At 39.3% G+C, this 13,191-nt stretch carries 14 protein-coding genes; 5 read left to right on the top strand and 9 right to left on the bottom strand.

The window, feature by feature from the left end; all coding sequences use genetic code 11:
* Window positions 1-266: 266 nt before the first annotated feature.
* The 3 genes from GQR39_RS11870 to GQR39_RS11880 form a co-directional block, all read right to left on the bottom strand.
* Entirely contained in the window at window positions 267-1,463 is a 1,197-nt protein-coding gene (locus GQR39_RS11870; RefSeq protein WP_076926068.1) for a dipeptidase, read from the bottom strand.
* Window positions 1,464-1,527: 64 nt separating this feature from the next.
* Window positions 1,528-1,782, bottom strand: a complete 255-nt coding sequence (locus GQR39_RS11875; protein ID WP_121954601.1) for a YheU family protein — start codon at window positions 1,780-1,782, stop codon at window positions 1,528-1,530.
* Window positions 1,779-2,759, bottom strand: coding sequence for a hydrolase (locus GQR39_RS11880; RefSeq protein WP_121954602.1), 981 nt, complete (start codon window positions 2,757-2,759; stop codon window positions 1,779-1,781). Before GQR39_RS11880 ends, GQR39_RS11875 begins: the two co-directional genes overlap by 4 nt.
* 613 nt (window positions 2,760-3,372) lie before the next feature.
* Here GQR39_RS11880 and GQR39_RS11885 point away from each other — a divergent pair.
* Window positions 3,373-4,221 (top strand): hypothetical protein, encoded by an 849-nt coding sequence (locus GQR39_RS11885; RefSeq protein WP_145990813.1) that lies wholly within the window; start codon window positions 3,373-3,375, stop codon window positions 4,219-4,221.
* Window positions 4,222-4,275: 54 nt separating this feature from the next.
* On the top strand, window positions 4,276-4,542 hold the full coding sequence (locus GQR39_RS11890; protein ID WP_121954604.1) for a hypothetical protein: 267 nt from the start codon (window positions 4,276-4,278) through the stop codon (window positions 4,540-4,542).
* 136 nt (window positions 4,543-4,678) lie between these two features.
* On the opposite strand, the gene GQR39_RS11895 is transcribed toward GQR39_RS11890, so the two are convergent.
* Together GQR39_RS11895 and GQR39_RS11900 are read right to left on the bottom strand one after the other, a co-directional pair.
* On the bottom strand, window positions 4,679-5,092 hold the full coding sequence (locus GQR39_RS11895; protein ID WP_121954605.1) for a TIGR02444 family protein: 414 nt from the start codon (window positions 5,090-5,092) through the stop codon (window positions 4,679-4,681).
* A complete protein-coding gene (locus GQR39_RS11900) occupies window positions 5,079-6,998 on the bottom strand; it encodes an ATP-binding cassette domain-containing protein (protein WP_165735709.1) in 1,920 nt (639 codons plus the stop codon). Before GQR39_RS11900 ends, GQR39_RS11895 begins: the two co-directional genes overlap by 14 nt.
* 132 nt (window positions 6,999-7,130) lie before the next feature.
* Between GQR39_RS11900 and GQR39_RS11905 the strand changes: the two genes are divergently transcribed.
* Window positions 7,131-7,334 carry a YheV family putative zinc ribbon protein gene (locus GQR39_RS11905; RefSeq protein WP_024592140.1) on the top strand — a complete coding sequence of 68 codons (204 nt, stop codon included), beginning with the start codon at window positions 7,131-7,133 and terminating at the stop codon, window positions 7,332-7,334.
* 32 nt (window positions 7,335-7,366) lie between these two features.
* On the opposite strand, the gene GQR39_RS11910 is transcribed toward GQR39_RS11905, so the two are convergent.
* Both GQR39_RS11910 and GQR39_RS11915 read right to left on the bottom strand, forming a co-directional pair.
* Window positions 7,367-7,582, bottom strand: coding sequence for a SlyX family protein (locus tag GQR39_RS11910; protein ID WP_007378900.1), 216 nt, complete (start codon window positions 7,580-7,582; stop codon window positions 7,367-7,369).
* Window positions 7,569-8,567, bottom strand: coding sequence for a hypothetical protein (locus GQR39_RS11915; protein WP_024595254.1), 999 nt, complete (start codon window positions 8,565-8,567; stop codon window positions 7,569-7,571). Before GQR39_RS11915 ends, GQR39_RS11910 begins: the two co-directional genes overlap by 14 nt.
* Window positions 8,568-8,781: 214 nt before the next feature.
* Here GQR39_RS11915 and fkpA point away from each other — a divergent pair, with 214 nt between their 5' ends.
* Complete coding sequence (gene fkpA, locus GQR39_RS11920; protein ID WP_165735710.1) at window positions 8,782-9,528, top strand: FKBP-type peptidyl-prolyl cis-trans isomerase; 747 nt, start codon at window positions 8,782-8,784, stop codon at window positions 9,526-9,528.
* A 65-nt stretch (window positions 9,529-9,593) separates the two neighbouring features.
* Here the strand turns inward: fkpA and GQR39_RS11925 are convergent, their stop codons facing one another.
* A complete protein-coding gene (locus GQR39_RS11925; protein ID WP_007582240.1) occupies window positions 9,594-10,064 on the bottom strand; it encodes an Rsd/AlgQ family anti-sigma factor in 471 nt (156 codons plus the stop codon).
* 531 nt (window positions 10,065-10,595) lie between these two features.
* Between GQR39_RS11925 and hemE the strand changes: the two genes are divergently transcribed.
* Window positions 10,596-11,660, top strand: a complete 1,065-nt coding sequence (gene hemE / locus GQR39_RS11930) for a uroporphyrinogen decarboxylase (RefSeq protein ID WP_002961084.1) — start codon at window positions 10,596-10,598, stop codon at window positions 11,658-11,660.
* A gap of 95 nt (window positions 11,661-11,755) precedes the next feature.
* On the opposite strand, the gene sthA is transcribed toward hemE, so the two are convergent.
* A complete protein-coding gene (gene sthA, locus GQR39_RS11935; RefSeq protein WP_007582237.1) occupies window positions 11,756-13,186 on the bottom strand; it encodes a Si-specific NAD(P)(+) transhydrogenase in 1,431 nt (476 codons plus the stop codon).
* Window positions 13,187-13,191: the final 5 nt, after the last annotated feature.

Below are 13,191 nucleotides of genomic sequence, written 5' to 3' on the forward strand. Positions count from 1 at the left end.
TAGCAACTATCGTAGCGTAATAATTAACTTTAAAGTCAATTGTTAGAAAAAGGTCACTCAGGTGGCCTTTTTTAATGCCTGAAGAAAAGTGATTTGCTCCTAGGTATAGCTTTATTGCCGTAGCTTGGGTTGAGTTTTACGAAACCCGAGGAAAAAGGTTGCTGAAAATAACTGAGCTCTTAGATATAAAAAAAGCACGGCTAGGCCGTGCTTATATTGAGTTAGCTCTTGGGCTTTTAGCCAATTACTAATATATGATAAAAGCTTTAATGCTTTTTAGCATATTCTTCAGCTTGTTTTAACACTCTTAATAAATTACCGCTTAAAATCTTTTTAATATCTTTGTCGCTGTAATCTCTGTCCATTAAACCTTGAACAAGATTAGGGTAGCTAGATACATCTTTTAAGCCGATAGGTAATGAATCGCCCACACCATCATAATCAGAGCCAATACCTACATAATCAATACCAATTAGCTCAACTACGTGATCAATATGATCAAGCACCTGTTCAAGGCTTGCAAATGGGTATGGATTTTTAGCACGGTACGCAGCATCAAAATCGTTGCTTAACTTAGTGCCTTCTTTTTTAGCAGACTCTTTTGTGCTTTTTAATTGCTTGCCCCAACTGCCTGCTTTAGCAGTAACAAAGCTTGAGCCAAAGTTGATTTGAATAACGCCGCCATTTTCTTTAAGTGCCAATAGCATATCGTCATTCATATTACGCTCAAAGCCTGGTGTGTATTTACGAAGTGATGAATGTGAGGCAATTACCGGCGTTTTAGATAGATCCATAACCTGATAGAACGCATCATCAGAGATGTGTGATACATCGATTAACATACCAATATTATTCATTTCAGTGACAAGCTTTTTACCAAATGGGCTTAAGCCTTTCCATTTACGGCGTATATCGTAAGACGAGTCCGAAATATGGTTGCTTTGCGAGTGCGCTAGCGTGATGTAGCGAATGCCACGCTCGTAAAAATGCTGAAGATTCTTCATATCCCCTTCGATTGGAGAGCCATTTTCCATACCCATTGCGATAGAGAGCTTACCTTGTTTAAATTGCTCCTCTATATCACTACTTGAGCTAGCAATAGCAAACTTATCGGGCGCGCGCTGGGCTATGGCTTCCATACTATCAATCATTTGATTGGCTAGCTGATAGCTTTTACCTTTACCTTCAAATTCCAAATGCGCAGGAATATAAATTGACATAAACGGTGCGTTTAAACCGCCTTTTACAGCGCGAGGGTAGTCAAAGTCGCCATCAGTTGTCGCTTTAGTTACATCAACCCAGTTTTTATGAATTCGGTAAGGTACGTCGATATGGGTATCAATTAAAATAGTGTCTTTAGCGAGCTTAATTGCCTTTTCAGATGCTGTTATTGTTTGTTCTGCTTGGGCTTGGCTAGTTAATGCTAGTGATATGGCTACCACTAGAGTGCTGAGTTTTATCATGTTTTGGCTCTTTGGGTAAAAAGCCATTGTGTACGTTCAACTCAAAAGTTACAAGTACTACGCCTTAATCAAACGACTGTGCTTGATGCTCTTCACTTTGCAGCGCTTTAAATTCGCCCTTCGAAATAATAGTTACTGACTCATGTAATTCTGAGAAAAATACCATGGCTTCGCCATTTTTAAGCTGTAGCTTAACTTGGTTAACTTTAGATTCAATGCTTGCTTCTACTTCACCGTAATCGGTGCCTTCACGCAAAACATAGCTTTCAATTAAATTGTAGAGTGTGTCTTTATCGAGTTGTTGGAGTGGAATGATCATAGTGGCTCTTTTTTAACTACCTGATTGAAGTACTCAGGCACGATTTGCTCTAACCAGTAAACCGGTTTTAATGGGTTATTACCCGTAATAAAACCAACATGGCCGCCTTTTTCTGAGATACGCAGCGTAACATGCTCACTCACATCTTGCCTACTAGGTACTGCTTTAATCGATAGCATAGGGTCATCTTTGGCGTGAATAATTAAAGTCGGTGTGGTGATGTGTTTTAAATAGGCCTTGGCACTGGCTTGTTGGTAATAATCTTCAGCGCCGTTAAAACCATGCAACGGTGCGGTGAGTTGCTCATCAAACAGCCATAAATCATCAATGGCCAGTAATTGCTCTGGCGTTAAATTAATTTGTTGCTTGATTTGCGGCAGTTTACGGTGCATGGACTTCTTCATCCGATCGAGCAAATACTTCTGATAAATTTTTGCTAAGCTTTTACGTATTACTTGGCATGATGCTGACAAATCATAAGGTGCAGACACAACCGCAGCGCCATCAAGTAAACATTGCTCGCCTTGCTCTCCTAGATATTTAGCGAGCACATTACCACCGAGTGAAAAACCAACCGCCAGTAAAGCCCGGTTTGGAAATTGCAGCTTGAGTTGTTTGATAAAAAAATCTAGATCGCCAGTTTCACCACTGTGATAAGCACGGGGTAAGCGGTTAACTTCAGTTGAACAATTACGAAAGTGCATTAATACAACGTTAAAGCCCTGCTTTTTTAATGCTTTCATCATACCCTTGGCATAAAAGCTATTAATATTGCCTTCAAGGCCATGTAATACAATAGCCAGCGGGGCATCGTCATTTTTTGGTAGTGACCAGGCAAGCTCTAAAAAATCACCGTCAGGGGTATCAAGCAGCTCTAATTGATAACGCGTATTATGAAAAGGACGAAAGAAACGCGGCATAATTGTTTGTACGTGACGGTTACTCATCCACCACGCAGGCTTGAAATTTGTAAGCATTATTTATAACTACCCAGCTAATTGAAGTATTAGTGTAACAAATTTTTGGCAATAAAAAGCCCCTAATCAAACAAGTTGATAAGGGGCTTTGCGCGTCGTGCTTAATTCTAATTGGGTGTTTGGTCGTCATGCACTTTCTTGATAAAAAAGTACACAAAGAAAAGGCATAAACTGATCACGACTCCCAGAAAACCAAATGATAAAAATAGTACTGGGTCACTAAAAAAGTCTCTGAAGAATACGTCCATAAATGCCTCCTAATGTCTATGGGTTCATCATAGTGCGAGTTGGCAGAGGCTGATATGATCCAGATCAAGCTACTTTGTTGATTATAAAAAGCGTGATTGAGAAGTTGATTTGGATCAACAAAGTTAAGTGAAGTTAGTGATGGGAAATATAATAAGGGTAAAGTTGTTAAAATATATTAGTCCACTGTTTATTTGGTGTCAGGCTTCCATATTTTGGGTAAGTTTTCTTTATGTTCAATAGTTGACTTTAGCTTCTTTATTTTTTATGTTAAAAAATTGATATCAATATAAACATTAATAATGAATCGAAAGGGACTTTATGTTGCGTAACATTTATAAAATAATTCTTCCTGCTTTGCTTTGCTTTGGTTCCACTGAATAGTGATGCTGCTTCCGAGTATTCTGTATTAACTTGTGATTCTTGTAGCTCTTCATCTCAGTTCGAGTCTTTAGCTTTATACAGTGGTGAGGGGGATTATATAATTGTCAACTTAAAAACATCTAAAGCTGAACGCTACGTGGTTAGGGATGAAGTATATGAGCTTTTGGCGACAAGAAGAGCATTGCCTAATGGTACATTAGAAGATATTTCAACTTATAATGCTCTAAAAAATGCTTTTAATGAAACTGAAAGCTTTATAAGTGGAGTGGAAAATTTTAGCTCTGTTTCGTCTGGAAATCTTAATGCTTTAAGTACAAATGTGATCGCCAATTCTGTCAGTGCTAATGGTTGTGGGACTGGTTGGAATACTTACCTAGTTCCAGATTATCCATTTGAAAACTCTTGTAATCAACATGACCTATGCTACTCAGGAAGCTCAAGTAAATATGCTTGCGATATACAATTTATTCAGAACATGTATAGGGACATAGATAACTTAGCAGATAAAATTGAAATTAAGACACTTTTTGGTTCTGTCATAATTCGAGCCCTTTTGCAAGAAAGAGCTGAATTATACTATCTAGGAGTTGTTAAGTTTGGAGATACTGCTTATTGTAGTTCAACTCAAAACACTACAAGCGATATATGTGGTCATGACGCAAGCCCTCCTGAAGGCGTTTTGCTTCGTATTGCTGAAGAAGGAAACTATGACCCTATTTTGCATGGTGAATCAGGAAGTTTGCATTCTAGTTGCGAGTTATGGCAGTTCCCCAACGGAGCTGGAGGATATTACTACTTGGAGCTGAATTGTACATGGAGCTACACTCCATAAATTCGTACTTGAATAAATAGGTAAAATAATAACCTGAATATAGGGAGTTAAATCATGAATGATGGTGTTTTAGGAATTATTGTATTAATTCTTATAGGATTGACAACCTCAATTGCTACTAATTTTTTTATCAAGAAAAAAGTAGGAGCGTTACTTCTTCCAGTATTATTAGGTTGTGTTACCTTTCAGTTTCTAGGGTATATATATTTAGGTTATGTTGATCCATTTTTTATTGTATCTACCATAGTAAGTGGAATCGTTTTATTAATTATTTCTTTTATTGTAAATATATCATTTAAATATTTCCGTGAAAACGTATGAATTATTTAATTTAAAATTTATTCGCAGCTAAAACTGGCTCCTACAAGATTTGGTTACCCGTAGGAAATGGCTTTTTAGCCATGAATTATCTCGTTATAAAAATTAACGCGCTAAAGCACGACCTACATGAGAGCTTTTACAAATATAACGATGTGTTATTTGGCGTGCTGCAAGGTGTTAGGGCAAAGCTATTAATTGTGGTTATTAACATCTGTTGTTGTTGTTTTTCTAGCTTAAGCTCGGCACTGAGCAGTTCTTTACGAATTGCAGCATAATCTGCAATTTCGGTTTGATTGGTTTTTAAATAGCCGCGGGTGGCGCGTAGGGGCTTTAATAGCTGTTGGTCAAACTCACTAATTGATTGTTCAAGCTTGTTTAGCTGGGCTTGGCTAATTACTAGATTGAGAGAATCTAGGTAATAAAGCAGCAAGCACAGGTTAACGTTTTTACCTTGCTGGTTTTGATAATCCAACAGGCGTGCTTGCATGCCACCTTCGCTATAAAGCTGACATGCAAATTGCCAAAAATCGTTGCTGTTAAGCAAGTTCATCGGCAAAGGCCTGTTCTTTTTCTTCCATCTCTTCAAGGGCCATGAGTAGCTCTTCTTCGATGTCGTTTACTTTGGGTGTTAATGTCGCTTGTTTTGCTATTAGCTCTTTTAACGTTGCTTTGTTGTCATCGTTATAAAGCTCGTTATCGCCAAGTGCAACTTCCACTTCGCTAAGTTCTGCTGAGTGTTTATCAAGTTGTTTTTCAAGCTTTTCAATTTGCTTCTTAAGTGGTTGAACAGCTTTTCTAAACTCGGCTTCGAGGCGCTTTTGCTCCTTACGATTAACACCTGGGTTTGCTTTAGGCTCGTCGTTTTGCTGCGCTTTAACTGCTTCTTTATTGGCGTTAAGTAACCATTGATAATACGCATCTAGGTCGTAGCCAAACTGGGTCACTTTGCCGTCATCTACAAGGTAAAACTCATCGGCGGTATTTTTAAGCATGTGGCGATCATGCGATACGGTAACCATAGCGCCTTCAAACCCTTGTAATGCCATAACAAGTGCATGGCGCATTTCTAAATCAAGGTGGTTAGTCGGCTCATCGAGTAGTAATAAATTTGGTTTTTGATATACCAACATGGCAAGTACTAAACGTGCTTTTTCGCCGCCCGAAAATGGGGCAACAGGCTCAAGTGCTTTATCGCCAATAAAGGCAAAACCACCTAAAAAGTCACGTAGTGATTGCTCAGTGGCTTTTGGGTCTAGTCGTTGTATGTGCGTTATTGCACTGGCTTTTAAATCAAGAGATTCCAGCTGATGCTGCGCAAAGTAACCAATATTTAATCCGTGATGCTGAATAACTTCGCCAGCTTGCGGCTCTAAATCACCAGAAAGCAGTTTAATTAACGTTGATTTACCCGCGCCATTTCGACCTAATAAAGCAATTCGGCTACCTGGTACAAGGTTTAGCTCTATATTATTTAAAATAGTGACGTCACCATAACCCGCTTTGGCTTTATCTATTGTCATTAGTGGGTTTGGTAATGCTTTTGGCTCTGCAAACTCAAAGTTAAACGGCGAGTCGGCATGTGCCGGCGCTAGTTTTTCCATGCGTTCAAGTGCTTTTACACGGCTTTGTGCTTGTTTAGCTTTACTGGCTTTTGCTTTAAAGCGCGTTATAAACTGCTCAAGGTGCGCAATTTGATCTTGTTGTTTATCAAACATTGCTTGTTGTTGTAGTAAACGCTCTGCTTTTTGGCGTTCAAACTGCGAGTAGTTACCTTTGTACACGTTAATAAGTTGCTTATCTACATGCCAAATTTGGTCAACCACCGCATCTAAAAACTCACGGTCATGCGATATAAGTACAAGGGTGCCTGTATAAGCGCGTAAAAAGCGTTCAAGCCAATAAACGGCATCTAAATCAAGATGGTTTGTTGGCTCATCGAGAAGCAGTAAATCAGCATCGCGTATAAGTGCTTGGGCAAGGTTTAAACGCATGCGCCAACCACCTGAGAACGAGCTTACAGGGTTTTCTATTTGGTTATTGGCAAAGCCTAGACCATGTAATAGCTCACCTGCGGTTGATTCAATGCTGTAGCCTTTAATGTTTTCAAGCTGAATATGTACTTTGGCTTGTGTGTCGCCGTCGTTATTTTGCTCGGCCTCACGCAGTGCTATTCGCATAGCGTAGTATTCTGGGTGACCTTGCAGTACATAATCAATTGCGCTTATTTCAAGGGCAGGGGTTTCTTGCTTTACTGAGGCAATAGACCAATCTTTTGGAATGCTGCAATTACCGGCATCGAGTTGCAATTCAGATTTTAGTAAACCAAATAACGTTGATTTTCCACAGCCATTAGCGCCAACAAGGCCTACTTTGTGCTCTGGGAATAACGTAGCTGATGCGTTTTTTAATAAGGCTTTTCCGCCACGAAGTAGTTCTATTTCTGATATTTGGATCATGAATGCGTTACTTTACTGTGCCCTTGTTAAGTTGGCGTTATCATACCATAGAACTTAATGCTCTTATCAAGCGTATCAACAAGTGAAGTTATACGATAAAATAGCGGTAGTTCAAACCACAGGAAAAATGTTGTGAGAAAAAAAAAGCGATTTATTGCTGGTGCATCGTGCCCTGACTGCAAAGCCATGGATACTATGATGCTTTACAGAGAACATGATGTTGAAAAAGTAGAGTGTGTTGAGTGTGGCCATAAAATGGCGCAACCAGATAACGCTGTTCAGGCATCTACTCGTCAATTTGAACAAGTAATTGGTGTGTTTAAACCGGGCGACTAACCCGGTTTTTTATTGCCTAACTTTTACCTGTTTTAGTAATGCGGCGGAGGCGGCTCAGGTGCTTCAGACATCATAGACGATGATGACTGCGACTCTTTAATTTTTTCTGCTAGCAGCTCGGTTTGGCGTTTCATTTTCGCTAAAAGTTGCTGGTGCACTTTTATTTCATCATTTAAGACTTCAATTGTTTCGTCTTGAAAAGCCACTTTGGCTTCAAGTTCCATTAAGCGATGTTCAATTGTGTTCATTATTCTCTCGTATAATAAATCGCTCTGCGATACCGCTGGAGCTTTCGGTTAACAACGACTTACCGTTATCTGTAAATGTCACATCTAGCACCACCGCCGATTTAGGCTTGCTGCCTTCGCGCGGGGTAACCTGCCAAGTTTGAATTTTTTCACCGCTTGGTATTTGCCATAAATCTACGCGCTTATTTGGCGAGCCAGTTGCAAGCAAAGTGCCTTGTTCGTTAAAACGCACAGCAGTAAAAATTTTCTGACGCGCAATATACTTCAGTTTACTCACAAGATCACCTGTAGTCAGCTTCCATACATTTGCTTGTGCCATACTATCGGCCGTAAACGCATAGCGACCTTGTGGATCGAGCGTTACTTGGGTAACACGCGTTGGGTGATTAAAACGATGAATTACTTGCCCTGTACGTGTATCCCAAAAGTAAGCAACATAATCGTTAGAGCCACTCAAAGCAAAGCGTCCGTTAGGTGATAGGTCAACAGTGTTAACTTTATCTTGATGACCTAAAAACTCAATACGACGTCCGGTTTCTAGGTTTACAAATACGACAACGCCGTCGCTACGGCCGTATAAAACACTACGGCCTTGATTGCTAATGGCAATATCGCGAATACTGGCTTTTTGTATTTTGTAATAACCTCTATTTTTGCCTGTGGCTATATCCCACACAGCAAACGTGGTTTTTTCGGCGGTAACAGCCACGCTGTTATCAAAAGCAATAGCAACGGCGTATACCAAACTGTCTTGATCTTGCTGCTGAAACCATTGGTATTTTAGTACCTGCTGTTGATTATCCCACAGGGCGACCCCATGGTTGATAGAGGAGATCAAACTGTATTTACCATCGTTTGACAGTGTTGATGAAAACGCACCTTGTGCAGCATGTTCGTAACTTGCTACAGCGTGTTGTTTTTTATCGGTACAGGCGATGGCTAAAAAACAGCTAAATACGATTAAAAAAGTACGAAATATCGACATATTACAGGTATTTCCTCTTAACTCTTAGTGACTGAGAGGTTAGACTAGGACGCGTTGAATGCCTAGGTTGTTTGTCTAATCACTGGATATGTTTTTAGTTTAGCTAACAATGTGAAATTTAGTCATTAAACAAGCAGCCTATCATGTAGGCCGTTAATCTTTAACTAGTAATAATACAATAAATGACAACTGCAAAGTGTGTCGGAGATTTAAAATGAAAAAGACGATTAAATTGTCATTGATTGCAGCGTCAGTTTTAGCGCTTACAGCTTGTAATCAAGAAGCAAAAAAAGAGCAAGCAGAAGTTAAGCTAGACACTGTTGAACAGCAACAAGCATACGGTATTGGTGCATCTGTAGGTAACTTTTTAAATAAAGATCTAGCAGACAAAACTGAAATTGGTATTGAACTAGACCAAGCACTTTTAATTCGTGGTTTTGAAGATGCACTTGCTGGTAATGCAAAAATTGACGAAGAAAAAATTCGCGAAGTATTAACTGAACTAGATACATCAGTACGTACTAAGCAAGAAGAAAAAGCAAAAGTAGAGTCTGAAAAAAGCAAAGACGCGGGTGTTAAATACCTAGCTGACAACGCTAAAAAAGAAGGCGTTACAGTAACTGAGTCTGGCCTACAGTACGAAGTACTTAGCGAAGGCGAAGGCGAAAAGCCAGTGGCAACAGACGTAGTTAAAGTACACTACAAAGGTACTTTATTAGACGGTACTGAGTTTGATAGCTCATATGCACGTAACGAACCTACAACTTTCCCTCTTAACCGCGTAATTGCTGGTTGGACTGAAGGTTTACAACTTATGTCAGTGGGTTCTAAGTACAAGTTCACTATTCCTTCAGAACTTGCTTACGGCGACCGTGACTTAGGTAAGATTCCAGCTAATTCAACACTTGTATTTGAAGTTGAATTACTTGAAATTCAAAATGAAGAAGCACCAGCACAATAATAAGTTTATTGTGTAAATGCAAAAAGGGACCTTAGGTCCCTTTTTTAATATGCGTAAATAACATATTAGTTTGCGTGATTAGAAAACAAGTTATCAATAAGCTCATCTTCAAGTGCAAAGCGTGCTTCTAATGCCTCACCAATAACAGACAAGTCATCATCAAAACCCTTTAACAAGTCTTCTTTGTCTACTTCAGCGTACTTATCATTAAAATCTAACGCTATGTCGGTTGTACTGGAAATACGCGGGTAAATAGAGTTTGCAAGCTCTTGGCTCTGTAAGCCCTTTTTTTCACATGCTTTTGCTATATCGTCATACACTTCAAAATGGCCCGCAGATAGGTAATCCATTAAAAGTTGGCAAAATGATTCAATTAGTTTTGGCTCTGGCAATGCTTGATCTTGTTTTTCATACGGCGTAAAACCTGCAATTTTGCAATAAAGTACAATAAGGTCTTGGCGTTCGTTTAGCCATTTATCAATTACTGTGTGGCTACCACCCCATTTTTGTTGAGCTTTTTCTACACGCGTCAGCATAACTGTTCTCCTAGCTGGGTTGGTCTTTCAATTAGAATATAATAAGTTTATGTACATCAAGATATATTTAATTTGCGCGTATATCAACAAGTAAAGTTGAGCTACTTTGAGGGGTGTACCTTTTTATATAATCTAAGGCGAGAGATTTTATTTTAGGCAAGAAAAAACCACCAGTTACGGTGGTCTAATTTCTTTCAGTGACTTGTTATAACAAGCTTTCTTATTTTTATGAGATGATTTTTATTGTTATTATTTTAAAACATTTATTTTTATTGTTTTAAGATTTTTATTATTGTTTTTGTTAACGCGGGACAAACAATAACAAGGTTTTTGTAATGTTGCAAACATATTAATAAAAAGTTTTAAATGTTATTCTTTTTTTGCTTATTTTATAATCAAAATGGATCAAAGCACGCCATTATATTGATCTGCCTCTAGGTAAAGCTGTTTTCGTCCCTAAGCAATAGAGGGTCGGAGAATATGGTGGTACAATCTTGCACAATTTATACAAGTCTTAGGATCATTTACGCCATGAGCGAATTAAAAAACGACCGTTATTTACGTGCACTTGCAAAACAACCTGTTGATGTAACTCCGGTATGGATGATGCGCCAAGCAGGACGCTATTTACCAGAGTATCGCGCTACACGTGCACAAGCGGGCGATTTTATGAGCCTGTGCCGTAATGCTGAGCTTGCATGTGAAGTAACACTGCAGCCATTACGTCGCTACCCGTTAGATGCCGCTATATTATTTAGTGATATTTTAACGATTCCAGATGCGATGGGTTTAGGTCTTTACTTTGAAACTGGCGAAGGCCCTAAGTTTGAACGTCCTATTTCATCACTTGCTGATGTTAAAAAAATTCCAAAGTTAGACCCTACAGACGAGCTTGGCTACGTAATGAATGCAGTAAGCACTATTCGTCGTGAACTTAAAGGTGAAGTACCGCTTATTGGTTTTTCTGGTTCACCTTGGACGCTAGCAACTTATATGGTTGAAGGCGGTAGCAGTAAAGTATTTGGTAAAATCAAAAAAATGGCGTTTGCAGAGCCGCAAACACTTCATTTATTACTCGATAAGTTAGCTGACTCAGTTATTGATTATTTAAATGCTCAAATTAAAGCTGGCGCGCAATCGCTAATGGTATTTGACTCATGGGGTGGTGTATTAAGCCCGCGCGATTACAACGAATTTTCACTGCAATATATGCATAAAATTGTAGATGGCTTAATTCGTGAATACGATGGTCGTAAAGTACCGGTTACTTTGTTCACTAAAAATGGTGGTCAATGGATTGAAGCTATTGCAGCAACAGGTTGTGATGCAATTGGTCTTGATTGGACTATTAATATTAGCGACGCTAAACGCCGTGTGGGTGATAAAGTAGCTCTACAAGGTAATATGGACCCATCTATGTTACACGGTACACCAGAGCGTATTCGCCAAGAAGTAGGCACTATTTTAGAAGACTTCGGTACAGGCAATGGCCACGTGTTTAATTTAGGCCACGGTATTACACCAGATGTAGACCCTGAAAATGCTGGTGTATTCATTAATGCAGTACATGAGCTAAGTGCTAAGTACCATAAGTAATAGCTACTTAAATAAACTTTAAAACTGTTTAAAAGTAAAAAACCCGCTAAGTTGCGGGTTTTTTGTTACCTATTTATAAAGGCTTTTAAAACTACTTATTTAAATAAGCGATTTAAACCATTTAATGCCGCAACACGGTAGGCTTCAGCCATGGTCGGGTAGTTAAATGTGGTATTTACAAAGTAGTCGATATTATTGCCACCATTTTTCTGTTCCATAATGGCTTGGCCAATGTGAACAATTTCAGATGCACGCTCGCCAAAACAATGTACGCCAAGTACTTCTTTGGTTTCAGTGTGGAATAATATTTTTAAACTACCTACTTCAGTGCCCGCAATTTGCGCACGTGCCAAATGCTTAAACTGAGCACGGCCAACTTCATATGGTACTTTAGCGGCTGTAAGCTCTTGCTCGGTTTTACCGACTGAGCTCATTTCTGGGATGGTATAAATACCGGCCGGAATATCAACAATCAGTCTGTCATCACAGTTACCACATGCAATTGCATCAGCAGCTATGCGACCTTGGTCAAACGCAGCACTAGCAAGGCTTGGATAGCCAATTACATCACCTACAGCGTAAACGTTATCAACTTCTGTTTGATATGTTTCGTTAACTTTTAATTGGCCACGGCTATCGGCTTTTAAACCAATGGCTTCAAGGTTTAATGTATCAGTGTTACCAGTACGGCCATTAGCAAATAAAATACAGTCAGCTTTTACGCGTTTGCCTGATTTTAAATGCATAATAACGCAGTCGTCACGGGTCTCTATTCTATCAAACTCTTCGTTATGACGAATAACAATACCGCTGTTCCAAAAGTGATAGCTAAGCGCGTCAGATATTTCAGCATCCATAAAAGCAAGTAGTCGGTCGCGTGTATTAACTAAATCAACTTTAGCGCCTAAACCTTTAAATATAGAAGCGTACTCACAACCAATTACACCAGCGCCGTATATAAGTACGCGGTGAGGGTCGTGTTTGAGACCTAAAATAGTGTCGCTTTCGTAAATACGAGAATGCGTAAAATCGACTTCTGGTGGTCGATAAGGGCGCGACCCCGTTGCTATAACAATCGTTTTAGCAGTCAGTCGCTCAGTTGAACCATCATTTCTTTTTACTTCAATTGTGTGCTTATCTACAAAGCTCGCATCACCTTGAAACATATGAATGCGGTTACGATCGTAAAAGCTACTACGTAAATTAGATTGCTTAGAAATAACAGAACTTGCGTGACGTAAAATATCAGGAAATGTTAAGCGGCTAGGGCGCTCACCAACATTAAATAACGGATTTGCTTTGTATTCAATATAGCGGCTAACAGAGTGGCGAAGCGCTTTTGAAGGAATTGTTCCCCAATGTACACAACCGCCACCAACTGATTCTTGGCGTTCAATAACCGCTACTTTTTTGTCGTTTTTTGAAAGGTTCATGGCAGTACCTTCACCGCCAGGACCCGTGCCAATAATTATTGCATCATATTGGTATGTCACGGGTACTTTTTTTTGTTCTGGTTGTTTGGCCACAGCCA

Origin of the sequence: Pseudoalteromonas sp. C8 (assembly GCF_011378685.1) — a bacterium.
GTDB lineage: Bacteria > Pseudomonadota > Gammaproteobacteria > Enterobacterales > Alteromonadaceae > Pseudoalteromonas > Pseudoalteromonas arctica.